Origin of the sequence: Arhodomonas sp. SL1, assembly GCF_052060015.1 — a bacterium.
GTDB lineage: Bacteria > Pseudomonadota > Gammaproteobacteria > Nitrococcales > Nitrococcaceae > Arhodomonas.
In genome coordinates this window covers 17,401-43,257 of record NZ_JBPODZ010000017.1, presented here as the reverse complement: position 1 = coordinate 43,257, position 25,857 = coordinate 17,401, and the positions used below count along the sequence as shown (strand labels likewise).

Genomic DNA, 25,857 nt, shown 5'->3' with positions numbered 1-25,857 from the left:
GCTTAAGTCACTGATCCGACAGAGCCCCAAGGCCGCAAATACCACCTCTCACGGCCTTAACCTGTGGAACCGGGGCGATCAGGGCCCGGGAAGAACTGACCATTGCGGTTGTGGAAGCGGAAATGGTGGATCGTTTCTTGACCAACCAAAAGTCGCCGGACCGCGCCGGGGCAGGCACCGGTGCGGAAACGGCCTCACGGTAGGAGGGCACTCGAGTGTGAAATTCCGGAGGCCGCCGGGACGGGCTCGGATTCCCGAAGCGTCGATCCTTCGAGCGGGTTACTCGAAAGGGAATCGGCTTTGGTGGTGCCCGATCGCGGCGGCAATCCCCGTTACCATTGATTCATGCGCCCAGACGCCTCCGGGCCGAGGTGATGGGTGAAACCGGCGATACCCCGGCTTCCTCCGCTGCGAGACGTTGTCGCCTCATCGCGGCCTCGAATCCTTCGCGTTCCCGGAGCCGGTCCCAGTAGGCGCATACCGCGCCGTCCATTTCCGGCCGCAACCCGAGATCCTCCGCAAGCATCAGGGCGTATCCCACAGAGACGTCGGCTATGGTAAAGCGCCCGCCGCAAAGGTGATCGCCCTTCTCAAGGGCGCGCCGGACGGCGTCCAGACGGGATAGGAACCAGCGCGCGTAGTCATCGGCGACCTGCGGTACGCGTCGGGTCTCACTCTCGAGATAGCGGTAGCGGAATATGAGGGTCTGCGGGAATGTCAGCGTCGATTCCCCAAAATACAGCCAGTTGAGAAACGCGCCATAGTCATGCTCCGTGGGAGCCAGCGATAGGTCGCCGTCCCCGTATCGTGCCACTAGATACTCGCAAATGGCGACGGATTCCGTCATCGCGGTATCCCCATCCACGAAGTACGGCACGGTGCCCAGGGCGTTGGTCGTCTTGTACTGCTTGTGCAAGACCCGCGGGGGGAAGGGCAGCACCTCGAGCTCGTAGGGGAGGCCGAGTTCCTCGAGCACCCATAACGCCCGGAAGGAACGGGCGTTCACGCAATGCCAAAGTTTTCTTTGTATATTCATGACGTCATTGCTTTGCGTATCAGTCATTCCGGAGCAGGTGCAACGGCAACCTCGGGTGAGCCCGCGTCCCGGATAGGGCAGTCTCTCGATCGGCATAGGGTGCCACGGGGTTCCTCGCGGAGCTATCCGGGGCCCGAGCCTGCCGATACGAGCTCGTCGGATGCTTGCGGAGAGCGGCGTTTGATCCGAGCGAGGCGCCAGATAGTGACGATATTGGTGATGACGACCAAGGATTCGGCCAGCACCCCGCCCACCGAGCCGACCAGGGCATGGCTCAGCAGCCACGCCAGCGCCGCGATGCCGAGGAGCACGCGCATGGGGATGCCACGAAACAGGAACATCCCCGTGGTGCCCAGGACCATGGCCACGACGGCGGGAAGGTCCGCCCAGCCCTGCCAGGTCAGCGCCGCGGCGACGCCGCTTGCCGCGAGCACTGCCGCCATGACCGCCCTGCTCCCGGGGTGGCGTCGGGCGAGGGTGATGCGCGCGATCACCAGTACTGTCAGCGCGGCGGCCGTCCAGCTCCCGAAGAGCAGGAACTGCAGCGCGAAGGCTACATTGGCGGCGATCAGCAGCACCATCAGGCGGTCATCCCGCTTGCTGGCGAACGCCACCAGGCAGAGCAGGAACGAGACCAGGCCGAAGAACTGGCCGGCCATTGCGCTGTAGGTTTCCAACATCAAATTCTTCGCTAGACCCCCGTAAACCATGCTCCGTGCTGACTATACTGGCTAGAGCGCATCCGGGAGCGATGATCGGCGATGGACCCGTCCCCGGTTCCTGGCCGTTCACGGAGGGACACGGCATGGCATTTGAGACGACCGCTGTGTTCTGGGTCGGTGTGGTGCTGATTTTCGTCTACGCACTGGAGCGGTTCAACACGCCGCCGACCAATCGTTCATCCACGACTTGGCTCCGTTATCACCTCTCCGCCCTGGTGTACGTAGGGCTTTTCGAGATCACGTTCGCCCTGATCGCGCGTTATCCCCAGCTCGTCGAGTACGTTCGCGCCATGGCGCCGACGCTCGAGGAGGCGTTGCCGGATATGACCCGGGATGCCGAGGATCCCACCTCGTTTACCGTCGGTGTGGCGATGCTGTTGTCGGTTCTCGTCCCCAAGGTGCCCGGGTTGGCCCGTGTTGACCAGACCCTGCGAACGGCGTTGCAACGCGTCGCTGCGATTCCCCATGAGGCGCGACGGCTCGCCAAGGGCATTCAGCGGGCCGATTTCGTTCTCGACCCGACCCTGAGTGGGGCGATCCGGGCGCACTACGAGAACGCAGGTCTGGAAGACGGAGCATTCTCGCTGGAGGAACAGCATGCGGTCGCGGAGCATTTCCACAGACTCACGGCGATGATGCTCACCCTGGAGCGTTGGGAAGCCGATCGGCGCTTCGCCCGGTTTTTGCAGGAACGCCGTGAGCAGCACGGCCGTCTCCGAGAGCGTTACGGGCATATCATGGAGATGGCGAGAGGCTACTCCCAGCTCCAGCAACAGGGCGTAAATGCGGAGGGTCGCCCGCTTGGTGAGGCCGCCGAGAAGTTCCGCAAAGGTTTCGAGGCGGAATTGCAGAACCTCATACTCGAAGCAGCGGAGCTGGTGAGTCATACCCTGCTCAAGTGCTGCCTGCGCTCGGCGTCCCGCTTTGCCGAGCTGCGCGCCATGGGGTTGAGGCTGTCCGGTGAGGAGCACTCCCGAATGAATGCCGACCAGATCACCATCCTTCTCGGGGCCCTCGTATTGATCCTGTTGCTGTATTCGGCGCTGGTCAGCGATATCACCCAGATCGAGCCCTTGGTGCGGGTCGCTATGGTGCCCACCATTTACGTATTCGCGGTTCTGGCGGCCGTGCTACCCAAGCAGCACTGGCCGATGTTCCAACGAAGGCCCGGCGCGCCACCGCCGGCGTTCGGCTACGCCCTATCCGGATTGGCCGCGGTGGTTATCGCATTCTGCGTCGCTATCGTGTTTCGCACATTGCTGGAGCTCAAGGGGATGAGCCTGCTTGGTGCGCTGGCCGAGGCCTGGGCGCGCTTTTGGGAAGCGAGCTATCCCTGGCTGTTGATGTCGTTTGTCACCGCGGTTTCCATCGCTGCCATCATCGACTCAACGCACCTGGCCACTATGGGCGCCGGATGGAGGCGCCGCCTGGTGGAGGCTATCGTTCTCGGCGTCGTCGTGGGCAGTACCGGGGCGGTGGTCTGGTTCTACATTGCCCGGCTTCGCACTGGCACCAACGTCCCGGTGCCGCCTTTGGCGGGTGTCCTTTCGGTCTCGTTACTGGTCGGCGCATCCCTCGGCTACACGGTGCCGCATTGGTACCGCGGCAACGCCGAGCCAGTCGATAGCCAGGAGTGGTCGCAGACTTCGTGAGACCGGAGTCGGTACCGGATTCCCGGCTCATGACCAGTCCGTATGCCCCCTTTCTGCAATGTGCGGTTCCGGCGATTGCGCTTCCTCACGGTTCGACCGCATTCCGTAATCCCGCCACAGAGGATTGCCCATCTGAGCGTGCATTTCTCTGGGTCAAATAATGGCGATCCATTCGTCAGTCTGTTCACTGTTTCACTTTCGACTCGACGTCCAATGCAAAATAGAAAATTGGAACATCCACATATACAAAGCGCCAGGCGTTGGCTAAATTGATATTTAGATCTCGGAGGAGGTGCCTGTCGTTCCGATGTAGATCAGTTCACATTACGTTTGCCATGCGTCTTGCATGTGAAGCGGCTCTATTTTCATAGGCCGAGGCCATAACGATCCACAGTAGGCTGCAAACAGAGGCGGAGAGCCATGCGACTATTAATGATCTTCGCGTTCATGCTGGCAACTTTCCACGGCGCCGCACACGCGACAACAATCTTCAAAATGGACTTCAATCAGGTAACCCGGGCCGCGGACGGCATCGTTGTCGGGACCGTGACCGATATCGACTCCCGCAAGGCCGAGGACGGGATCATCTATTCGTTCATCTCCCTGAATGACCTGGAGCTGCTCGGTGGTCGATACGCGGGAGAGACCTTCACCCTCCGCATCGAGGGCGGTCGAGTGGGCGGCGAAGTGCAGGAGATCGCCGGGGCCCCGGACTTCCGCGAAGGCGAGCGGGTCATCGTGTTTGTGGAAGGCAACGGCGAGCGCATCGTTCCGATTGCCGGATGGCATCAGGGGCTCTTTCGCGTGATCACCGATCCCGAGACCGGAACGGACTACATCGCGGATGCGCTCGGCAACCGGATCTACGGCGTGCGCGACGGGGATCTGATCAAGGAAAGCCGGTTCGGGACCGAGGCCGAGATTTTCGGACAAGGCGGGGGCGGCGGCAGCACGGGAGCGGCGCAGAGCGAAGGGCCGCAAGCGAACTTCGGAGAGATCCGCGGTGGGCGTGCCGTACAACCCGGTGATGCCGGTACGGAACCCACGCCGATGATGGAGATGCAGGCACAGGTCGGCGAGCCGCTCACCTTCGAGGCGTTCCGTAGCGAGATTGGTGCCCAGATGGAGGCGGCCGACGTTGGCGAGATGGCGACCCTCACGTCTGCCTCGTCCGAGGAGCTACCGCAAGGGCGGTTCGACGACGCCGCGCCCGCCCGGACGCCCCCCGTCGAGGAGCCCGTGGAGCAGGCGCCCGCCGAGCAAGGGGACGTTCCGCGTCGGATCGCACCGGGATCCCGACCGAATCTCGATACCGAGGAATAGTTTCTCCCGCAACCCTTTGTATAGGAGATGAGGGATGGACAGGATATTCAACGGCTCCAGTCGTTACGCGCTCTTCGGGCTATTCGTAGTGGCCTTTGTGGGTTGGTCCACCGCGGCCGAAGCCTATGGGTACAAGACCTGTGGCGGCAATAAGATGCGCTATAACAACCAGTGGACCAACATGTATATCAGCACCACGTCGTTCCCGGCCGGGAGTTCCTGGGACGCACGCCTCCAGAATGCGATGTGGCACTGGAACAACGTAAAGGGGTCCACCTGGGATTTCTATGTGGGGCGCGATACGGACGGTACCCATAACCGTAGCAATGGGCGCAACGAGGTGTATCTGGATAACGGGCTATCGGGCAGCACCCTTGCCGTTACGAAACGCCGCTGGCACTGCTATTGGGCGTTTGGGTGGCGTCACGGCTACAATGAAACCGACATTGGCTTCAACAACAATGTCTCCTGGCGGCTCGGCGCCCTCGACTACTCGGATCTGAATGATCCCTATAGTTTCGAAGGTGTCGCGTTGCACGAATTGGGCCATGCCCTGGGCCTCAACCACGAGGACCGGTGGCTGGCGACCATGAACTCCTACTACCCCAACAGCGGTCCCGTAGGCCACTGGAAGGCGTGGGATCCGTTACCGGACGACCGCCAAGGGGCGCGTTTCCTGTACCCCGACAGTACGACGGAAAGCGATGTCGCCGGCTCTGCCTTCCGCCGGACCGGCAGCGGCTCATCGAGTCGAGTGGCAAGCCCGACCCAAGCGAATCGGGGGAGTTATGTCACCATCCAATTTACCTTCCACAATATGAGCACCGCGCGGAAGACGTTCAATATTGGATTCTACCTGTCGACAAACGACTACATCAGTACCGGGGATCGCCTACTTGGCGTGAATACGGGGGCCTGGGCGGATCCCGGGTTCTCGGGGACATTCTCACGCACGCTGTATATCCCGCGTGGTGTGGCGACCGGGCAGTATTGGCTCGGTTTCATCGTCGATTTCGACGACGGCCTCAGCGAGAGCAGGGAGTCCAACAATTACATGGAGATGCCACGCGCGATCCAGATTAATTGAGGCCCAAACCAGTGTGGAGTAGGACGATGGAAACTTGCTCTAAGATATGGCTTGCATTTGCGTGCGCTGGTGCATTCGGGCTCTCCAACGGGGCACTGGCGCAGGAGGAGTTCACGACCCTCGATCTCGCTGCGAATCAATTCGAGACTCGCGGGGTCACCGGCGAGATCATCGTGAAACTACGTGAGGTCGAGCAGCGAACGCCCCTGCTCGCCCCCGATGAAGCGCGTGGCCTCGGGCTGCGGGCCTCACCACGGCGGACCTCCGGCGGGGAACTCGTCTACGAGCTCAGTCCACAAACGCTACTCAGCCTGGATACCGCAGAGGCGCTGGAACAACGGGTCAGTGAGATCGTCGGCTCGTTGCGGGCGCGTGGCGATGTGGAATACGCGCAACAAAACTGGATCCTGACAGCCCACGTCGAGCCAAACGATACCCACTACGACAAGCAATGGCACTACTGGACCAACGGCACCGGGTCCGGGGCGTCCGAGGGCGGCATCAACCTGCCCATCGCCTGGGACGAGACCACTGGGGACCGCGCGGTCCGGGTGGCGGTGCTCGACACCGGCATCCTGCCGGCGCACGCCGACATCGCCGCCTCGGGGAACCTCATCTCCGGTTATGACATGATCACCGATGTCTCCATTGCCAACGACGGCGATGGCCGGGACGCCGACCCCACCGATCCGGGCGACGCCGTGGCGGCCGACGAATGCTATCCGGGTAGTCCGCAGCGCGGTGATAGCTGGCATGGCACGCACGTCTCCGGGACCATCGGCGCGGTGGCGACGGACAACGCCAGCGGCGTCGCGGGTGGCAACTGGATGGTTTCGATTCAACCGGTGCGGGTGCTCGGCAAGTGCGGCGGCACCACCGTCGATATCAACGACGCCATGCGCTGGGCGGCGGGCCTGGCGGTCCCCGGCGTCCCTGCAAATCAAACGCCGGCCGACGTGATCAACCTCAGTCTCGGCGGTGGCGTGCCCTGCTCGAACTCGCCAGCGACGCAGCAGGCGATCGACGATGTGGTCAGTGCCGGTGTCGTGGTGGTCGTCTCGGCGGGCAACTCGGCGGCGGATGCCGCCGGTTTTACCCCAGCGAGCTGCAATGGCGTGATCACCGTGGCCGCCAGCGATGCCCGCGGGCATCTCGCCAGTCGTTACTCGAACTTCGGGCCGAGTGTCGAGATCATGGCGCCGGGCGGGGACGTGACCCGCGACGACAATAACGATGGCTTCGCCGATGGCGTGCTGAGCACCGTGAAGGGCGGTTACGGCTTCTATAACGGCACGTCCATGGCGGCACCCCACGTCAGCGCCGTGTCCGCACTACTCCTTGCGGGGGAGTCGGGACTCGGGCCCAATGAGGTCCTGCAGCGCATTCAGGGCAATGCGCTGTCCCGTACCCCAAGCCAGTGCCCGGACGATTGTGGCGCTGGCCTGCTCAACGCGCATTTCCCAGACGAAGGGGCAGGGGACCACTGGGGCTATGAGTACGCCGCCAAGTTCGTCTGCGGCGAACGCACGGATGTCGCACGGGCCAACGCCATCCACTACGATACCATCGTGAATATCCGCAACCCGGGCAGCGAGAAGGTCACGCTCCGCAAGCGCCTCGAACTCGCCATGCCACCGGGCAATCAGCAGGCGGGGGAAACCGCGGAGCTCGCGGAGGAGGTTCTGCCGCGACGCACCACGATCGCGGCGGATTGTCATGATATCGTCCGGCGGGTGTTCGGTGGCACCTTGCCCGCCCCGCACATCGATGGCTATCTGGTGATCGAGGCGATGAGCTCGCTCGATGTCACCGCGCTCTACCAGGGGAGCGTCGTGGCGGAAGAGCGGGTGAGTGCGGTGAATCTGGAGGTCGAGCGGGTCTGGGAGCGTACGAGGAACGAGGAGTAGGTGTGCGGGGTTCGCGAGTCCCGGCGGCGCGGGGTGCCGGGATCCGGCTGACGGCCTTGTCCTGCGTTGTCTGCACCATGGCTCTGGCGAGTGCAGGGCCGGTGCAGGGACAAGAGCCGGAGTCGTCAGGGGATGCGGCGGAGGTCGTCGATTCGGCCTCCGCCGCCATGGGTGCCGAGTTGATCGTCGGCCTGGATCCTGGCGGTGAGCTGTCTGGCTTGCTCCCGACCAATCAGGAGGCGGCGCCAGTGGCCCCCGAGCTCGCGCGGCTGGCGGAACGCCTTTCGGAGATCGCCGGGATCGGGCTGCGCGCCGAACGCCTTGCCTCGGGCGGAAACGTCGTGCTTACCGTCGATTCCCAGGCGCTATCGGCGGACCTCGCGACGCGCCTCGCCGAGGCCGGGGGAGTCACCGGCGTCTATCGCTTGGAGCGCATCGTGCCCCCGGATGGGGTGGCACCCCTGGAGTTTGTCCTCGACCTCCGCGCCGGTGCGTCCTTCCCCCTCACGACCGACATTGCCGACGTGCCCGTGGAAGCTATCCAGCCGATCGGGGAATCGCGCCGGGTGCTCGTGGTGGTCGAACGAAGGCGTCTACTCGGTTCAGCCATGGAACGCCTTCAGGCGTCCCCCGAAGTCCTGTTCGCCCAAGTCAATTGGATGCTGCGAGCGGACTGACGTAGCGAGTCTGCGCTCGTCACCAGCCTGAGGGAGGCGGCAGCCGGCATCACCCGCTTCGCCGGCGCTCCGCCGGCCGGGATGGCGCGGGTTATGCACGGCTCACTGTCCGGCCGTCGCGCCGTAGGCTTCCAACATCGACTGTTACGTTCCATTCAGGCGAGCCGGAGCTGGTCCAACAGCTCGGCCAGTGTGTTTCGTTCGTCTCCTTCCAGCGCCATGAGGGGGCGCGGCAGGCACGGGGACCCGGCCAGCCCCAGCAGTTCGGCCGCCGTGGCGACCACTCGCAGGCCGCCGCCGTGCCGTTCAAACTGTGTCCACAGCGGCTGTAGATGCTCGCACATCGCAATGGCGCGGTCGGCCTCGCCGGCCTGGGCGGCGCGGGTGATGCGCAGGGCGGTTTCGGGGAAGAGGCCGCCGATCACCGAGTACCAGGCATCGCAACCGGCGTTCAGGCCCCGGGCGGCCATGGGGTCACCGCTGACGCCGAGGGTGATGCGGGGCCCGAGGCGCGCGCGTAGCCGTTCGATGCGCTCCCGGGCAGCCACGGTGCCCTCCGGCACCCCGGGAATCTTGATGGAGGCCACGTTGGGCAGGGCGGCGATCCGTTCGTAGAGCGCGTCACTAAATTGAAAGTGCGTGGTGCGCGGATTGTCGTAGACGCATAGCGGCACCGAGAGGTGGGTGGTGACGGCTTGATAGAGACCGAAGACTTCCGCCTCGGAGAGGGGTTGATACGACATCGGCGCCAGCAGTACCGCGCTTGCGCCGATGGATTGGGCGTCTTCGGCCAGGGCCAACACATCCCGTGTGCGCAGCGCGCTGATCCCGATGATGACCGGGATATCCCCGGCGTGCTCCACGGCGAGCCGCCCCACATGCCGGCGCTCGGCCGGCGTGAGATAGGCATAGTTCCCGGTCGACCCGAGGCCACCGATGGAATCAACGCCCGCTGCCGCGAGCCGCTCGACGAGCCGGATGAACGCGGCGTCGTCGATCGCCGCCTCGTTCATGGGCGTTAGAGGGAATGCACTAAGACCGGTGAACATGGTCGCCTCGCTCCCTGTCCCTAGTTGGAATATACGTTGCCGGGCGCGCGTTGCTCCCAGGAGATAGGCCGGACGGGCAGGGGATGATCTAGCGCCGCTGTCATGCGACTGGGCCGTCCATTCCGCCGCCAATAGTACCGAACCCTTCCGGGGCCACCATGGAGGAATTCGCGGTACAGGCGAATCCTTGCGGAGGCATGATCCTACGACGCCGTTCCGGTATGGTAGGTGGTCGATGACCACGGTCTGGCGCGTTGAGGCAGTCGACGACGAGCGGTTCCCCTACCGCATCACCCTCACCCAGAACGGGGAGGTCACCCTCGCGCTGCGGGCGAAGGACCGCTGGCCGGGCCCCGGGGGCAACGTCTTCTGCCTGCGTGAGCGCGAACCGCCGGATAGCGACAGTGCCTGCGAGCTCCTCGAGGAAGTGCCCGTGGTCTCGGTCGACCGTCTCGGCCGCCGCCTGGCGTTGACCCTGGACCGCCCAAGGCGCCGGCGCTGTGACTTCCTGTTTCTCGTTCGCCAGTACAAGAACCGCCCTGGCGAGTACGAGCAGATCTTCTTCCGCACACAGAGCGCGGCGCGGGCGAGCAAGAGTCGCGGACGCACACAGCTGTTCGGTGATCGCACCCTCGATATCCTCATCGACTCCGGCGAGCGCTATCCCTGGCGCTTTAGCGGGGCGAATATCCACCGGGAGGCGCTGCCGAGCGGCGATTACGCGCTCTACGAACATGGCCAGATCCAGGCGGTGGTCGAGCGCAAGACCTTCGCCAACCTGCTCAGCGACATTGGCCAGATCCGCATCCTCCACCAGCAACTCGCGGAACTGGCGAGCTACCCACACCCGGCGCTGGTCATCGAGGCACCCTACGGCCATCTGTTGGATCCGAAGCGGGTCGCACCCTGGCCCGCCGCCCACGTGGCCCGGGCTGTCGCGGAGATCAGCGCCCTGCATTCGGCGTTGCCGGTGATCTACGCCGGCAACCGCAAGCAGGCGAATGAGTGGTGCCATGGGTTCTTCCGTGCCGTGAGCGCCCGGCTGGCGGATGCTGCGCCGGAGACCGTCGCGGCGGTGCGTAGCCGGCACGATGCGGGTAGGGGCGTACATAGCAGCGCCGGCAGTCAGCTCGCGATCCGTCGGGAGGTGCTCGAGGAACTGCCCGCGCGCTTTACGATGACCATGCTCCGACAGCGCTTTCCCCATTTGCCGGTGCAACGCCTGCGTGCGGCGCTGCACCGACTTCGCGAGGAGGGGGTGATCCGGCGCGAGGGGCACGGCCGGGGGAGCGAGTGGGTCCGCGAGGTCTGATGATCGTCGCGCTGGCCCAATGGCTCAATGTCGGTCTGGTCGCGGCAGCTGCGAAAATCTGATCCTATCGATACATCCGGACCATTTGGTCACAAAAAACCCCGCGGTACGCGGGGTTGTGAGGCGACTAAGGAAGGTTTTGAATGCCGTCGGAAGGGAATGTGGTGGAGGCGGCGTCCCGCGAACAAATTTTTTAATAGTCTGAATTATATGGCGATTCTATGGTTGATCATGGTTGTTACCCGTGCTGTTACCCGCTCGTGCGGGTCTTCACAAGGCAGCGGGATACGTTGAGGCGGACTGTCGCCTATATGTCGGGTCCCGGATGATTCCGTGGCGTTCGGCCATCCGGTGTGAACCGGCGCCGACACTCACGCTTGCGCCCTTGCGACGGCCGTCACACTATGCTTGAATCCTCACGCATTCAAAGGATGAGCAAAACCCCCAGATGGACCTCAAGGGGTAGCCGTCTCGGCGGTAGCGTGCCCGAACGCACCGCGCAGCCCGTCCCGGAGAGCTCATGGACACCTCCGACGCCACCCGATATCGAGTCCTGAAGATCCTGGAGTCCGACCCGGGGATGAACCAGCGCCAGATCGCCGAGGCCATGGGGGTGTCGGTGGGCAAGGCGAATTACGTCCTCAAGGGGCTCAAGGAGAAGGGGCTGATCAAAGCGGAGAACTTCCGGCGCAGCGACAAGAAACTGGCCTATCTCTACAAGCTCACCCCGAATGGCGTGGCGGAGAAGATACAGATTACCCGGCGGTACCTTTCGCAGCGTATGGCTGAGTACGAAGCGATTCGGGAGGAGATCGCCGCGCTCAAGGCCGAGCTCGGAGAAGGCGAATAGGTTGGCACCTGGCGGGGCCGGATACGAGCAATCCGGGCATCCCTAGTACTGCAAAAGCGTCGTACTCGTCGGCGGCACAAGTTTTACCCGTTTACCCACCCAGTTGCTATCCTTCGATACTGGCTCGTCCCGGGAGCCTTGCGCGTGCCGAGATGGCGTGGGGAGATGGCACCATGGAGACCGCACACGATGCTCTCTGAGGAGGCGCTGCTGGCCCTCAAACAAGGGGGTGAATCGGAGCGCGTGGAGTTGAAACGCTCCACGGCCCAGGGATCATCCATCCGCCGGGCGATCTGCGCCTTCGCCAACGATCTCGCGGGGGAGGGGAGCATCGGCGTAATCCTGGTGGGACTGGAGGATGACGGTACCTGTGCAGGCCTCCAAGACCGGGATGAGGCCCAGCAAAAGCTGGCCAACTGGGCTCACGGCGGCGACATCCTGCCCCTGCCGGACGTCGAGATCTATCATCGCGACCTCGAAGGCTGTCCGCTCATCGTGGTCGAGGTCCGACCGCACGCCGAGCCGCCGGTTCGCTACCAAGGCCAGGTCTGGGTTCGGGTGGGTACCACCAACAATCGTGCCACGCCGGAGCAGGAACGGCGTTTATCGGAACGACGCCGGGGCGGGGATCGCCCCTTCGATCATCGCCCCGCACCGGGCGCTGGTCTGGCCGACCTAGACCTCGACTATTTTCGGCGGGAGTATCTCCCCAACGCCGTGGCGCCGGACGTGCTCGAGGAGAATCAGCGCAGCACCGAAGAGCAGCTTCGCTCCCTGCGCTTTCTCACCGACGGCCAGCCCAACTATGGCGCCCTCCTGGTCCTGGGGCACGACCCCAGAGCCCATATCCCCGGCGCCTACGTCCAGTTCCTTCGCATCGACGGCACGGAGCTGGCTGATCCCATCAAGGATGAGAAGATGCTCCATGGGGCGTTGCCGGCTATCATGGCCCAGCTGGATGAGCTCTTCGACGTCCATGTCCAGGTCGCCGTGGATATCGAGGCGGCAGCGCGTGAGCAGCGCCGGCCCGACTACCCCGTCTCCGCCCTGCGCCAGCTGGCCCGCAATGCCCTGATCCACCGCGACTACGAGGCAACCCATGCGCCGGTGCGGATCTACTGGTTCAGTGACCGAATCGAGATCCACAACCCCGGCGGTCTCTACGGCCAGGTCACCCGGGAGAACTTCGGTAAGGGGGTGACCGACTACCGCAACCCACTCCTGGCCGAGGCCATGCACACGCTCGGCTACGTGCAGCGGTTTGGTTTCGGCATCCCGATGGCCCTGCGCGATCTGCGGAACAATGGCAATCCCGAACCACGGTTCCATTTCGAGCCGACTTACTTGGCCGTGACTGTGGGGGCCGCCGGATGAAGACCATCGCGTTCTTTAATAACAAGGGCGGTGTGGGCAAAACCGCGTTGGTCTATCACCTTGCCTGGATGTTCGCCGACCAGGGCCGCTCCGTCCTTGCGGCCGACCTCGACCCGCAGGCCAACCTCTCCACCATGTTCCTGGAGGAGGACCGTCTCGAAACCTTCTGGCCGGAGGGACGCAGCACCCACACCGCTCTCGCCCCCATTCGTCCACTGCTTGAAGGCGAGGGCGGGATCGAAGAGCCCTGGGTGGAAGAGATCGACGACATCGGGTTGCTGGTGGGAGACCTCGCTCTCTCGGGTTTCGAGGACGAGCTCTCCCAGCAGTGGCCGCATTGTCTGGACGGCAAGAAGCGCGCCTTCCGGGTCATCGGCGCCTTCGCCGAGATCATTCGCCGGGCAGGGGCCAAAAGGGAAGCGGAACTCGCGCTGGTGGACGTGGGACCGAATCTGGGCGCCATCAACCGCGCAGCCCTTATCGCCGCCGATTACGTGGTCGTCCCCTTAGGGCCGGACCTGTTCTCCCTCAAGGGTTTGCAGAATCTGGGGCCGACCCTGCGGAACTGGCGCAGGGAATGGTGGGAACGGCTTCCCAAGAGCCCCGAGGGCATGGAGGTGCCGCAAGGGCGGATGGAGCCCCTTGGCTACGCGGTCATGCAGCACTCCGTGCGCCTGGACCGGCCGGTGAAGGCCTACGGCAAATGGATGGATCGCATTCCGCGGACGTACCATCAATATGTACTGGCCGAGAAGGGTCAGGAAGGGCTCCGTGTCGATGAGGATCCTGAATGCCTGGCCGCCCTAAAGGACTACCGCAGCCTCATGCCCATGGCCCAAGAGGCACGCAAGCCCATGTTCCACCTCAAGCCTGGCGACGGCGCGATTGGCGCCCACGTTCAGGCGGTCAGCAACTGCTACCGAGACTTCCGGAGTCTGGCGCAGACCATCGAACATCGGGCTCGCTGAAAGCAAAGTGCAGCGATCCAAGTTGTTAGAATCCAGCGTTACCCCGGTGAACTCAAGGGATCACCTATTCCGGCGGTAACATGCTCAGACGCGGCGCGGTTCCCTCTCAGAGATCCCCGGGGATAGCTCCGTCGCAGCGACCACAAGCGCGCCTATCTCTACAAGCTGACCCGGCGGGGGTGCCGGAGAAGGTCCAAATCAACCGGCGTTTAGGGCAAAACCGGGTCAGGAAGCGCAGAACCGGTCGTAGGACCCGTCCCCGCCGGTGAACAAAGCTGCCCGCAGGGCACCCATACGCTCCCCGTAGGCAACGCGCGGTAGCACCAATGCTTAAGAACATGCACAACGCCGAACTCATCAGAGAATGGCACGACGCCATCACCGACGCGGACGCCCGTGACGCCTTCCTCTATATCGTCGGCTGCGCCGCCGCACTGCGCGGTTACGAATGTCACCCGCAATGGAAAGGAGAGGTACGCGGTTTCCGCTTCTACCGGGCCAACAGCAGCGACTGGCCATACTCCTTTATCGTCAACCAGCGCTGGCTGTTGTTCTACATCCGCCGCCCCGGTGTGAGCGCCGCCGGGTTCTCGGCGCGGACGCTGCAGGATGCGTTCGAAACGGCCACGGAGAACTCGGCCGGCGAATGGACCGTGAAGCTTCGTTCCATTGATGACGTGAAGATCCTCTGGCATGTCCTCGGGCTCGGCCGCGGATGAGAGAGTGGCTGCAGCAGATATGGCGGAGCAAATTCGCCAGAAGCGTTGCTGTGGTGGCGAGTGGGACGGCCGGCGCGCAGGCGATTACGATGGCATTCGCTCCCGTCATCACCCGTCTGTATGGCCCGGAGGCTTACGGGTTACTTGGTACGTTCTCCGCGATGGTTGCCATGATTGCGCCGGTTGCCGCGCTGACCTACCCGGTGGCTATCGTGCTGCCGAAGGCCGATGCCGACGCCCGAGCACTGGTGAAACTGGCCCTCATCGTCTCAGCGGTGATTGCCGCCCTTGCGTTCATCGTTTTCGCGGTGGCTGGCGAGTCCATACTCCGCGGTCTGGGCGCGGGCGAAGTGGCAGCCTTCGCGCTCCTCGTCCCGTTGGTGATGCTTTTCACGGCCTGGCTCCAGATCGCCCGTCAGTGGCTGATCCGGCAGAAGGCATTCAAAGTCACCGCCCGCGTCACAGTGACGCAGGCACTGCTGCTCAACGTCTCCAAGACGATTGGTGGACTGGTTTACCCGGTGGCAGCCGTACTGATCACGGTGCAGACGCTCGGCGCGGCGCTGCACGCCATGCTGCTTGGCGCCGCCGCCCGGCGTACAGGCCATAAGCGTTCGGACGATGTAGAGGAACGGGCTGGTGATGCCAGCCCCTTGGCCCTGGCAAGACGACACAAAGACTTTCCGCTCTATCGTGCACCCCAAGACTTGATAAACGCGGCCTCGCAAGGCCTCCCTGTTCTCATGCTCGCGGGCCTTTTTAGTCCCGCGGCCGCCGGCTTCTATGCGCTGGCGCGCACCGTGATGGGGCTTCCGTCAAACCTGGTCGCCCAGTCTGTGGGGACCGTATTCTATCCCCGGATTGCGGAAGCAAAACACAACGAGGAATCGAGCTATCGGCTGATCCTCTACGCCACCCTTGGGTTGGCGGCCATTGGGGCTATCCCGTTTGCTTTCATCGTAACGTTCGGACCTTGGCTGTTCGGACTGGTGTTCGGCACCGAATGGGTCATGGCAGGGGAGTATGCGCGCTGGCTGGCGCTCATGTACTTCTTCAATTTCATCAATCGCCCAAGTGTTGCCGCCATTCCCGTGCTAGGGCGCCAACGTGGCCTGCTCATCTATGAGTTGTTCAGCACAGGCTCGAAAGTCGCCGCACTGTATGTGGGACTGGTGATATACCGCAAGGACGAACTGGCCGTCGCCCTCTTTGGGATCTTCGGGGCGTTGGCGTACATCTCCCTGATCGTTTGGGTCCTCACACTGGCCCGCCAGGCGGAGTACAGACTACGGTATGCACAGCAAGCAGGTTGATAAGACACACTATGAGTTCGCCCGGTATCTTGGGAAGAAGCGCTGGTTAAGCGTTTGGCACCAACTGGATGAGGTTCTTGCTCTAGAGCCCGAGCGAGTGCTCGAGATTGGTCCTGGTCCCGGCGTGTTCAAGGCGGTCGCCTCCGTCTTCGGTGTCTCCGTCGAAACATTGGATCTGGACCCAGAGCTTGGTCCTGACCACGTAGCGTCCGCTACGGAACTTCCGTTCGGTGACGATCACTATGACGTGGTCTGCGCGTTCCAGATGCTGGAACACCTACCTTTCGAAGAGAGCCGCAAAGCATTCTCCGAGATGTCTCGAGTGGCGCGCCGTGGTGTGGTGATTAGCTTGCCAGATGCCAAGCGCGTGTGGCGCTATGTGTTTCACGTGCCAAAGCTTGGTGAGCAGCAACTCCATGTGCCGCGGCCTAGCAAGGGACCTCGCGAGCACGAATTTGACGGCGAACACTACTGGGAGATCAACAAGGCCGGTTACGACTTGATCACAGTCATCGCGGCGTTGAAGGAAGCGGGAGGCGTCGCCCTTGACCGAAGCTATCGGGTGGAGGAGTTTCCATACCATCGCTTCCTCGTCTTCTCGTGCTAACACGCTCGGCATGGCGCATATTAAGGTTGATCATCACCTGTGTCATAGGCATCCGCAACGCCTTGGAAGGGCCGTATGGACGAGCTAGAGGTATCACCTTGAATAACTCGCCATAGCGAACTACTTAAATCCGTGACTGGAGCTGGGTCGGTGCGTCCAAGGTGCTGATTGTTGGTATGATATGCCGCATTGTGGGTCACCCGAATGGTGAGTGCATGGAGCCTGCTCGCTTTACCATCCGCCAGACTCAGTAGCTGATCACCGGCCAAGCCGGTTTGGTGCTCGCCGGCCAGGCGCTGTCGTGCTTTGGCCAGTTGCCGCAGCAGCTCGATCCGAAGTTTCCGGTGCGTGGGCCCGGAGCTGCATGGGGGGCGTGCGCACTCGGCCCATGAGGCTGAGTATGCCCACGAGCGCGCGCTCGGCCGGGCGTCGCACACACCGCTCAATCGCCGCGCAAACCGGCTGCCAAGGCCCTCGCACAGGCGCCAGCGCCTGTGCGAACCCGACAACCGGGCCAATCGGGGCACTGGTGTCTGCATCAGCCCGATTGCTGCGCTGCCGAAACCAAGGCCGTCACGGATTCAGGAACAGATTTACTACGAACAATGACCGAACCTATCGTCTCCGTCATCACCCCAGCCTACAATGCCGAGCGCTATATCGGAGCGTGTATAGAAAGCGTGCAGCAGCAGACTGAAGTGCCTGTCGAGCACATCGTAATCGACGACGGATCTACCGATGCGACGCCCCAGATCTTGGAACGGTTTCCGCACGTACGCCTACTTAGACAGCGGAACAAAGGTGCTGCCGCAGCTCGCAACCGAGGCATTCATGCGGCACGCGGGACTCTTATCAAGTTTCTGGACGCCGACGATGAGCTTGCAACCGAGGCGCTCTATAATCAAGTAATTAAACGTGCCTCTCGGGATGCCTCTGAGATCGGGTACGGCCATACCACGGTAATACAACCATCCGGGCAAAGGACTGTCAGAACAAGAGTTGACACATGGGGCCCAAAAGAGGCTCGTATCCTGGACTTAATGCAGCGCAACATACAAACAGGTATGGCACTGTACCCGCGGCGGGCGCTCGAGCGCGTAGGCGGCTTTGACGAGCGACTTCATGCGAGGCAGGAATGGGATCTAAATCTACGTTTAGTATGTCGCGGTTTCATCTTCCGATCGGACGATGTGCTTGTATATAAGCAAAGACTTCACGGCGGGGCGAACCGTATTTCAAACAGGAAGCTGGATGCGGAACAGGAATTGTATGGGTTGCGTTGTACATACGAAGCAATTCGGGACTACTTCAATGAAGACTTGCATGCAGCGTGGGCCAGCTACGTATGGCAGGCGGGCAGACAATGTACCCTAAAGGGGGACCCAAAGGCCGCAGCGATATTATTTGATGAGGCCAAGCGTATTAGCCCAGAAGGCTATTGGAAGTACTTAAGCCGAAAGTACCGAACGGCGACAGCGGTATTTGGCCCGTATATTCCGGACCTCTGTCTAGGGGTTCTATTGCGACGACGTCGCGCATAAAAGCAGGCGCCGCCTTGCGTGTTGTACAGAATACGATAGAGTTTTGTATGCTTCTTGTAATAACAGGGTTTTGGCCGACGCGCGTGAACCGCGTAACCGGAATATTCGTCGTGCAACAGGTCCGGGCGCTTGCTGCCGCAGGGTTTCGTGTGGTGGTGTTGGTGCCCCGGACCGTCGGCCGCGGGGAATCTGCGCGCCTCACCCTTGAGCAACTTGGCCTCGATACGAGACGGGTGGAACTCAGGGAGTTCCCGCTAATACGTGCACCGGAGATGTTCTCCCGCATTCCCGGTGTAGTTGCGGGAAACGTCTGGCTAGTAGGTGTGGCAGTTCGGCGTGCGGTGCGGCGATATGGGCTGGGTCCCGGGGTCCGGGGCACGATTGTCCATGGTCTCCGTTACCTTGGTTTAAGTGTCGGCAGTTGGCGGACGAGGTCCCTGGGGCCGGTCGTCGCTGTCATGCATGGCATCGATCCAGGTCTCAGAGACCACGAGGGGGCCTCTGGCCGTCTACTCAAACGCACTGTGCGGGGTGCCGCCGAGGCACTGGATAGGGTAGCCCTTGTGGGTTCTCCGCTGCGTGCACACGCGCGGCAAATTGGTGTCCCCGAGGAGAAGCTAACTGTCGTACTCAATGGTACTGAGGTTCCGAATGCGCTGGGCGAGGATAGTAGAAGTCACTATCCGAAACCGGGACGGGTGCGAGTAGTCAGCGTTTCCAACCTGATAAAGTTGAAAGGGATCGATTACAACATTGAGGCATTGGGTCGAATTGCGAAGAGGATGCCTGATTTGGCCTGGGAATACCACATCGTCGGCGACGGTCCGGAACGCCAGCGTCTGCAGGCCTTGGCGTTGGAGCACGGCATCGAGGATCGCGTTACTTTCCGAGGCCGTCTCGACTATGAGACCACGATGGCCGAGTTGGGGAAGGGCGATATCTTCGCATTGCCGAGTTGGCAGGAAGCATTTGGAATAACCTATTTGGAGGCAATGGCGCGGGGGGTACCCGTTATCGGATGCCATGGAAACGGTCCTGCGGATTTCGTCACTCCCGAATACGATGGCCTACTGATCCGGGCGCATGACGTGGACGCCTTGTCGGCGGCGTTGCAGCGGTTGATTACAGAGTCGGGCCTGCGAGATCGATTGGGGCGCTCAGCCCGTGAGACGGCGCGGAAGCATACCTGGGATGAGAATGCGAAGGTCATGCTAGGTCTGTTGGGTCTCAGTGATACCGATGAACGGACGGAGGGCGTGGGCGGTTCATCAGCCTCGGCGGTAGGAGCATCTACTTGAGCATAGGGAAAACCGTACATCTCATCTGGCACCACCCAGCCAATCAGAGACGTCGGTTGCAGGCACTCGCCAGCGGTGTTGGATGGCAGTTGAGCAAACGCGTTACAGGCCGGTCACGGAGGATTCGAGTGTGGGGCGGTGTTTCTTTCGACGTCTACCCGGACAGCACTGCCGCGAGCGCCGTCCTCTACTTCAACGGCTTGCCGGACTACGACGAGATGCGCTTCATGGCCGATTACTTGCGGTATGGTGACGGCTTCCTCGATGTCGGGGCGAACATTGGCACGTACACGTTGTACGCGGCTTCGCTGACCGGGGGACGGGTGGACGCATTCGAGCCGGGCGAGAAGGCCCGCCAGCGCCTCGCCGCTCAGGTGGAGCGGAACGGGTTCCGTGACGTCGAGGTATGGCCCTATGCCTTGAGCGACCAGGAAGGCACGGTCCGTTTCTCTGTGGATTCGGATACTACCAATCACGTGGTGGGGAAAACTGAGGCTCCAGTGAACGTGGTAGAGGTGCAGACGCGTGAACTCGACAAGTGTTGCGGGTCGCGTTCGTACGCTATGGGGAAAATCGACATTGAAGGCGCCGAGCCTTTGGCACTTGCGGGCGCCGAGAACATGCTGGCTGCCCGGAATCCGCCTGTCTGGCTGCTTGAAGTTAACGGGTGCCTGCATCGTTATGGGCATACGGAGGAGGGGCTTCGGGACTGGCTGGCCGAACGGGGCTACCGGATGGCCGTTTATGACGCCGACAAGGGCCGGCTGCGCTATCCACAAAGACCGTGGGAGGAACGGCCCAATGTCCTGGCGGTTGCTGAGGACTGCGTGGATCACGTGACGACACGAATCGCGACTACGCATGGGGACGAGTAAGGGCTTATGGCGACTGCAACGCGCCACTCGGCGGCTAGGCTGAGCGTGCGGCTGCCGCAGGCCCTGGTGGTGGAGTATGGCTACATCTTTCTGGCCATTGCGATGCGGATAGCGTCGGGACCCACCGCGAACCTGAGCTATGTGGCGCTCGCGGCATACGCGCTTACCGGCCGTGCCCAGGCCATTAAGGCGCTAGCACTGTCTTGGCTTTTCACCATGCTGAGCCCTGGCATCGGTGCGGAGGCGTCTTTCGCCACCGTCGGACGCTTCCTGGTGATTGGTGGCGCGGCCGCGGCGGTGTTGCTTCGCAGCCGTTTGGCCCGCGGCCGGCCCCAGGCCAGTAAGTTCGTGTTCGCGACTGTCCTGTTGGGGGGCTTCTTTGTCATACACGCCCTGCTGTTCAGTCCATATCCCGCGGTTTCGGTGCTGAAAGCCCTGTCGTGGACCCTTGCGATAACGACTCTACTCGCTGCCTGGCTGGGTTTGAGCGGCGAGGCGCGCGACTGGGTGGCAGCGGAACTGTTCGGCGGGCTGGCCATTCTGATGCTGGTCAGCCTCCCGCTGATCGCCATGCCGCTTGGATATCTGCGAAATGCCAGCGGTTTCCAAGGAATCCTCAACCACCCGCAGGTTTTCGGGCCGACCATGGCGCTACTTGGCGCGTGGGCTGCTAGTCAGCTACTAGCGCTGCGGCGCCCAGGCTGGCCGATCGTGGCATTGACGGGCGTTTGCCCTGTGCTCATTTTGCTCTCGGAAGCGCGCACTGCAGGGCTTGCGTTGGTACTCGGGGTGGGGGTTGCGGTCGTGATCGTGCCCTTCCTCTCGGGCAGACGCCTCACTGCCATGGCGCCAGGGCTAAAAAGCCGGCGGTTCGTCGCGTTGGCCTCCGTCGCAGCGATGGGGTTGCTGTTGGCGGGCCCCGGGCTAGCCGACCGGATCGGAGGCTACCTCGCCAAGGGGACAGCGTCCGATACGCTCACTGAGGCCTACTATACCTCCCGTGGCCGTCTCATGATGGAGATGTGGGAGAACATCGAGGCACAACCGCTGCGTGGAATAGGTTTTGGCATTGCTTCGAATTCGTGGGATATGCTTATCAAGCGGGATCCGTTGCTCGGCCTTCCTGTTGGTGCGTCCATTGAGAAAGGTGTTATGCCGCTGGCCGTTCTCGAAGAACTCGGCGTACCTGGTTTCCTAGCGGTAACTACTTGGATTTTCGTTCTCTTTCGGCGCAGTGCCCGCACGAGCATCTCCTGTCTTGCGGTGACATTGACTGCTCTGCTCACGAATATGGGTGATTCTACGCTTTTCTCTCCCGGAGGGTGGGGGATGCTTTCACTAATATTGCTGGCTTGGGGGGCGACTGGTTCACGCTCTGAAAAAAATGTTGCTTCTCGTGGCCATCATGAGTGGTATTGATTAACGCGCCAGATTTTTTGCGTACTTGGAGGCTACTAAAAAGAAGCAATCAAGATGGGCGGAATAATATCTGGCGAAAAGTGCGATGCCGGTAATAAGACAACAGGGTTTGTTTTAATGGGTGATTTGCTTCCAGATTTTCTTATTATAGGCGGACAAAAATGCGGCACGACCACATTGTATTTTGACTTGCTCGCGTCGCCTCAAGTGTACTTCCCAAACGACAAAGAACCGGGCAATCTTGCTTATTCCGATGTATTGGGTAAAGCAGGAAAATCGGATTATGCGCACTTATATAAGGGGGCAAGAAGGGGTCAGCGGCGCGGCGACGCATCCACTTTGTACACGATGCTGGAAAACAGTGAACGTGCCGCCTGGCATGCGAACCAGATCTTGGGCAAAGAAATAGACGTCTTTTATGTTATACGCGATCCTTTAGACCGCATACGAAGTCAGTATCGTCATTACTGGTCTACCGGTTCAGAGGATCGCCCAATCGATATAGCCGTACTGGATGATCCAGAGTATGTTCTACGGTCGTCGTATGCGTATCAACTTAAGCCGTGGAGAGATCTATTTTCCGATCGTGTTCATGTAATACAGTTTGAGACGCTTATTGCGCAACGGTGTGAGACGGCAAATCGTATCGCGCGTATTTTGGGGATTGCGCCATACGGAGAAAATATTGAAAGGGAGCATGTTTACAACGCGAGCGAGGATCGCCAAAGCCTAGGTGTTGGGTGGAAGTTGTTTCAGGGCTCCCAAATTTATCGTAACGTTTTGCGACCGATTCTGTCGCCACAAATGCGCCGTCGAGTACGGAAACGCCTTTTGCCGCCGGCTCCGCGACCGCCATCTGACGAGTTATCGGAGAGTACAGTCCGGGAGCTTGTGTCACGGTTGTCGAAGGATCTGACCAAGCACTCCGAAGTTCTTGGCATGGCGCCGTGGACAGTTCAATCGCTCTTGGACGCACATCTAAAAACTGTTTCATGACTGACCGCTTGGTCCCGATATGGATATGGCAACGCATAATTAGTCCGCACCGGGCAGGCTTGTGGATTGAGCTTGCGCGGCGCGGGCATGATGTTACCTACGTGGTGGAACGCGAGATGTCCGCAAGGCGAGCCGCATTGGGGTGGGACACCCCGGTACTTCCAGGAGTGAGGCTGCGACTCGCCCCGAATGCCTGCGCTATGCAACGAGCCGCTATTGAGGCACCGTCCGACGCGATTCATATATGTCAGGGCATACGAAGCAATGGTCCGATCGGTAGGGCGCAAATCGCTTTGACGCGGCGTCGCGCTCGACAGTGGGTGATGATGGAGACGGTGGACGATTCCGGCTGGCGGGGATTGCTGAAGCGCATTGGCTATGGGCACCTTTTCCGGCAGTGGCGGCAGCGCCTGGAGGGGGTCCTCGCAACCGGCGCCATTACGCCCGACTGGGTTGCAGCCCGGGGGATGCCCGCGGATCGGGTCTTCCCGTTTGCCTACTTCCTGCCGGATGATTGGACCACAGAGATGCCAGACGATGCGGAAGACCGTCCGTTCCGTTTTCTCTTTGTAGGCCAGATTATTGAGCGCAAGCGCCTTCACCTGTTGATTGACGCCCTGTCGATGTTGCGCAAGCGTGACTTCGAGTTCGTCGTGGTTGGTGATGGACCATTGACCACCGAGATGCGTACTCGGGCGGAAAAGGGGCTCGGGGGGCGAGTGCGCTGGATCGGGCCGGTTCCGATGGATGAGGTGAAGGCGCACATGCGCACGGCGGATTGTTTGGTGTTGCCGAGCCGCCGTGACGGTTGGGGAGCAGTGGTGGTGGAGGCGCTGATGGCCGGTACGCCCACGGTGTGCAGCGACGGTTGCGGTGCCGCAGAGGCGGTGCTCTGGAGCGGCTGCGGCGGGGTGTTTCGCAGCGGAGATAGTCAGGATCTCACACGATTGCTGCAAGATGTTATGACAGCGGGACGCATGAGCACCGAGCAACGTGCGGCCCTGGCCGATTGGGCGAGGTGCCTAGGGGCTGCTGCCGGTGCGAAATACCTTGAGAGTATTCTCGCGCACAGCGAAGACCAGTGTGAAAGGCCGCTGCCACCATGGCGACCATCTGATCACGAGGTTGGGTATACCGTAACCACGCATGCGGCGGGTCCACTGGAATGAGATTCGTACATGTGGTGCCGCATGTGAGCGCCGAAGCCTCTGGTCCGTCGTATTCGGTACCGCGACTGTGCCAAGCTCTTGCCGGACTTGGCCATGAGGTCGAGCTTTCCTGCCTTGGTGCCGGAAGAAAGGTCGAAGGTGTGACGATAGACGAGCACAAACAATGGCCCGTTCTCGGGCGGTTCGCGCCGTCTAGCAGTCACCCCCGGGCACTCCGGAAGAAGGCGGGCGAGGTGGACGTCATACATAATCATGGCCTTTGGTCGATGGTGAATGTGGCCACGGGTTGGGTGGTACCGGGACGGGGCGCGAAGCTGGTGGTTTCTCCGCGGGGGACACTCTCTGAGTGGGCGCTGAACCGGAGTTCGACTGCAAAGCGTGCGCTTTGGCCATTGCAGCGTCGCGCGTTGGCCAAGGCGGATATGCTCCATGCGACGAGCGAGGATGAGTACGCAGACATCCGTAGGCTCGGTTTGTCTGCACCGGTGCTGCTCAGTCCGAATGCGGTGGACGTTCCGGATAGGCTTCCGGATAGCGACGGGAGCCGGAAGGAGCGCACGCTGTTGTTCCTCAGTCGCCTGCACCCTAAGAAAGGAGTCGATCGGTTACTGCACTCCTGGGCATCCCTTGAGCGGAGATACCCGGGATGGCAGCTCCGCATAGTCGGTATTGGCCCATCCGAGTATGAGGAGGAATTAACCTCGTTGTCCCGAAAGTTGGGCCTGCGGCGGGCTGCATTCGTCGGTCCGCTTTACGGCGAGGATAAGGCGGAGGCCTATACGAATGCCGATCTCTTCGTGCTACCGACACACTCCGAGAACTTCGGCCTAGCAGTCGCGGAAGCGTTGGCCCATGGAGTTCCCGTCATCGTGTCCAAAGGGGCACCGTGGTCGCGCGTCGAGAGTCAGGGCTGTGGGTGGTGGGTTGACAACGATGTTGAAAGTCTTACGCACGCACTCGGCGCCGCGATGAGCCTGCCCGCTGAGGATCGTCTCGCAATGGGCTTGCGTGGACGGGAGTGGATGGGTGAGGAGTTCTCCTGGGACTCCGTTGCTCGGGATATGGAGCGCGCCTATCGCTGGCTTCTTGATGGGGGCGGGCTTCCGTCCTGTGTTCGCGTCGACTGATTTCGTAACGGCTGCGATAAGTGAGAAAGAATGGTTGCGCGCTTTCTGCGGAGGTTGACGGAGAGGGTGTTGGCCCCGGTGGTTCTGACACGGAATGCACCGCGCGGTGGTGGGAAATTGGTGATCAGCCCCGCTGTGGGTGGTTTGAAGTATACTTTCCGGTCGCCGGCGTCATGGGACGAAGAACTAGTACGCATGGCCGGCCTGCTTGTTGAGCCGGGTGCGCGCGTTTGGGACGTCGGCGCGAACACTGGGCTCTTTAGTGTCACTGCCGCACATTACGCGTCATTGGAAGGGGCGGTGCTAGCCTTTTGAAGCCGATACCGACGCGCTTCGTCTGCTGCACCGAACAGTTCGCCGTCAGCCGAGTGGTAGCTCGGAGATCCGCGTCGTTCCGGTTGCTGTCGGGTCGAGCATCGGATTCACAGACTTTGCCATTGCGCGAAGGGCTCGGGCGGCGAATGCGATACACGGGTACGGTTCGACCTAAACCGGGGGCGTGGCCGAGGTCCGTACTGTGCCGCTCATGACGTTGGATGGCTTACTGGACCACTTCGCGGCGCCAACCGTGCTGAAGATTGACGTGGAAGGAGCCGAATTGGACGTGCTGCACGGTGCCAGCCATGTGCTTTCTGATCATCGGCCAGCGATCTACTGTGAGGTAGCAAAACGAAACCAAAAGGCCGTAGCAAAGGTCCTCCGTAAGGACGATTATCGCCTGTATGATGGGTCTGCCTATAATGGTGACCAGGCGGGCGCGACTTCATTTTGTAGCCATAATACGATCGCAATCCCAGAAGAACGGGTCACTCAGACTACGACTACGCCGAACTAAG

General features: G+C 61.7%; 23 protein-coding genes. 20 read left to right on the top strand and 3 right to left on the bottom strand.

Going from position 1 to position 25,857, the window contains the following annotated elements; genetic code table 11:
• Nucleotides 1-343 precede the first annotated feature (343 nt).
• Both ACQ754_RS15550 and ACQ754_RS15545 read right to left on the bottom strand, forming a co-directional pair.
• Nucleotides 344-1,036 (bottom strand): glutathione S-transferase family protein, encoded by a 693-nt coding sequence (locus tag ACQ754_RS15550; RefSeq protein WP_440997963.1) that lies wholly within the window; start codon nucleotides 1,034-1,036, stop codon nucleotides 344-346.
• 122 nt (nucleotides 1,037-1,158) lie between these two features.
• Entirely contained in the window at nucleotides 1,159-1,716 is a 558-nt protein-coding gene (locus ACQ754_RS15545; protein WP_440997962.1) for a YgjV family protein, read from the bottom strand.
• A 125-nt stretch (nucleotides 1,717-1,841) separates the two neighbouring features.
• Between ACQ754_RS15545 and ACQ754_RS15540 the strand changes: the two genes are divergently transcribed.
• From ACQ754_RS15540 to ACQ754_RS15520, 5 genes are all read left to right on the top strand, one after another.
• Complete coding sequence (locus ACQ754_RS15540) at nucleotides 1,842-3,410, top strand: hypothetical protein (protein WP_440997961.1); 1,569 nt, start codon at nucleotides 1,842-1,844, stop codon at nucleotides 3,408-3,410.
• A gap of 420 nt (nucleotides 3,411-3,830) precedes the next feature.
• On the top strand, nucleotides 3,831-4,733 hold the full coding sequence (locus ACQ754_RS15535; RefSeq protein ID WP_440997960.1) for a hypothetical protein: 903 nt from the start codon (nucleotides 3,831-3,833) through the stop codon (nucleotides 4,731-4,733).
• 34 nt (nucleotides 4,734-4,767) lie between these two features.
• Nucleotides 4,768-5,820 carry a matrixin family metalloprotease gene (locus ACQ754_RS15530; RefSeq protein ID WP_440997959.1) on the top strand — a complete coding sequence of 351 codons (1,053 nt, stop codon included), beginning with the start codon at nucleotides 4,768-4,770 and terminating at the stop codon, nucleotides 5,818-5,820.
• 173 nt (nucleotides 5,821-5,993) lie between these two features.
• Nucleotides 5,994-7,727 carry a S8 family peptidase gene (locus ACQ754_RS15525; protein ID WP_440997958.1) on the top strand — a complete coding sequence of 578 codons (1,734 nt, stop codon included), beginning with the start codon at nucleotides 5,994-5,996 and terminating at the stop codon, nucleotides 7,725-7,727.
• Between the two features lie 101 nt (nucleotides 7,728-7,828).
• Complete coding sequence (locus ACQ754_RS15520; RefSeq protein WP_440997957.1) at nucleotides 7,829-8,404, top strand: hypothetical protein; 576 nt, start codon at nucleotides 7,829-7,831, stop codon at nucleotides 8,402-8,404.
• A 155-nt stretch (nucleotides 8,405-8,559) separates the two neighbouring features.
• On the opposite strand, the gene ACQ754_RS15515 is transcribed toward ACQ754_RS15520, so the two are convergent.
• On the bottom strand, nucleotides 8,560-9,453 hold the full coding sequence (locus ACQ754_RS15515; protein ID WP_440997956.1) for a dihydrodipicolinate synthase family protein: 894 nt from the start codon (nucleotides 9,451-9,453) through the stop codon (nucleotides 8,560-8,562).
• A gap of 235 nt (nucleotides 9,454-9,688) precedes the next feature.
• On the opposite strand from ACQ754_RS15515, the gene ACQ754_RS15510 reads away from it, so the two are divergent.
• The 15 genes from ACQ754_RS15510 (at nucleotide 9,689) to ACQ754_RS15440 (ending at nucleotide 25,856) form a co-directional block, all read left to right on the top strand.
• Entirely contained in the window at nucleotides 9,689-10,765 is a 1,077-nt protein-coding gene (locus ACQ754_RS15510) for an ERCC4 domain-containing protein (protein WP_440997955.1), read from the top strand.
• 520 nt (nucleotides 10,766-11,285) lie between these two features.
• Nucleotides 11,286-11,615 (top strand): MarR family EPS-associated transcriptional regulator, encoded by a 330-nt coding sequence (locus ACQ754_RS15505; protein WP_440997954.1) that lies wholly within the window; start codon nucleotides 11,286-11,288, stop codon nucleotides 11,613-11,615.
• 189 nt (nucleotides 11,616-11,804) lie between these two features.
• Nucleotides 11,805-12,989 carry an ATP-binding protein gene (locus ACQ754_RS15500; protein WP_440997953.1) on the top strand — a complete coding sequence of 395 codons (1,185 nt, stop codon included), beginning with the start codon at nucleotides 11,805-11,807 and terminating at the stop codon, nucleotides 12,987-12,989.
• Nucleotides 12,986-13,957: a ParA family protein gene (locus ACQ754_RS15495; protein WP_440997952.1), complete on the top strand. Its 972-nt coding sequence runs from the start codon at nucleotides 12,986-12,988 to the stop codon at nucleotides 13,955-13,957. Before ACQ754_RS15500 ends, ACQ754_RS15495 begins: the two co-directional genes overlap by 4 nt.
• A 326-nt stretch (nucleotides 13,958-14,283) precedes the next feature.
• Nucleotides 14,284-14,676 (top strand): hypothetical protein, encoded by a 393-nt coding sequence (locus ACQ754_RS15490; RefSeq protein WP_440997951.1) that lies wholly within the window; start codon nucleotides 14,284-14,286, stop codon nucleotides 14,674-14,676.
• Nucleotides 14,673-15,989 carry a lipopolysaccharide biosynthesis protein gene (locus tag ACQ754_RS15485; RefSeq protein ID WP_440997950.1) on the top strand — a complete coding sequence of 439 codons (1,317 nt, stop codon included), beginning with the start codon at nucleotides 14,673-14,675 and terminating at the stop codon, nucleotides 15,987-15,989. Before ACQ754_RS15490 ends, ACQ754_RS15485 begins: the two co-directional genes overlap by 4 nt.
• Nucleotides 15,970-16,596, top strand: coding sequence for a class I SAM-dependent methyltransferase (locus tag ACQ754_RS15480; RefSeq protein WP_440997949.1), 627 nt, complete (start codon nucleotides 15,970-15,972; stop codon nucleotides 16,594-16,596). Before ACQ754_RS15485 ends, ACQ754_RS15480 begins: the two co-directional genes overlap by 20 nt.
• Before the next feature lie 605 nt (nucleotides 16,597-17,201).
• A complete protein-coding gene (locus ACQ754_RS15475) occupies nucleotides 17,202-18,137 on the top strand; it encodes a glycosyltransferase family 2 protein (protein ID WP_440997948.1) in 936 nt (311 codons plus the stop codon).
• A gap of 47 nt (nucleotides 18,138-18,184) precedes the next feature.
• Nucleotides 18,185-19,435, top strand: coding sequence for a glycosyltransferase (locus ACQ754_RS15470; RefSeq protein WP_440997947.1), 1,251 nt, complete (start codon nucleotides 18,185-18,187; stop codon nucleotides 19,433-19,435).
• 128 nt (nucleotides 19,436-19,563) lie between these two features.
• Entirely contained in the window at nucleotides 19,564-20,310 is a 747-nt protein-coding gene (locus tag ACQ754_RS15465) for an FkbM family methyltransferase (protein WP_440997946.1), read from the top strand.
• Between the two features lie 6 nt (nucleotides 20,311-20,316).
• Nucleotides 20,317-21,729 (top strand): hypothetical protein, encoded by a 1,413-nt coding sequence (locus ACQ754_RS15460; RefSeq protein WP_440997945.1) that lies wholly within the window; start codon nucleotides 20,317-20,319, stop codon nucleotides 21,727-21,729.
• Between the two features lie 54 nt (nucleotides 21,730-21,783).
• Nucleotides 21,784-22,725 carry a sulfotransferase domain-containing protein gene (locus tag ACQ754_RS15455; RefSeq protein WP_440997944.1) on the top strand — a complete coding sequence of 314 codons (942 nt, stop codon included), beginning with the start codon at nucleotides 21,784-21,786 and terminating at the stop codon, nucleotides 22,723-22,725.
• A 323-nt stretch (nucleotides 22,726-23,048) separates the two neighbouring features.
• The gene (locus ACQ754_RS15450) at nucleotides 23,049-23,894 is read left to right on the top strand and encodes a glycosyltransferase (RefSeq protein WP_440997943.1); all 846 of its coding nucleotides are present in this window, start codon (nucleotides 23,049-23,051) and stop codon (nucleotides 23,892-23,894) included.
• Nucleotides 23,891-25,021, top strand: coding sequence for a glycosyltransferase (locus tag ACQ754_RS15445; protein WP_440997942.1), 1,131 nt, complete (start codon nucleotides 23,891-23,893; stop codon nucleotides 25,019-25,021). The genes ACQ754_RS15450 and ACQ754_RS15445 overlap by 4 nt, the downstream gene beginning before the upstream one ends.
• 499 nt (nucleotides 25,022-25,520) lie before the next feature.
• Nucleotides 25,521-25,856, top strand: a complete 336-nt coding sequence (locus tag ACQ754_RS15440) for an FkbM family methyltransferase (RefSeq protein WP_440997941.1) — start codon at nucleotides 25,521-25,523, stop codon at nucleotides 25,854-25,856.
• The last annotated feature ends 1 nt before the right edge of the window (nucleotide 25,857 follow it).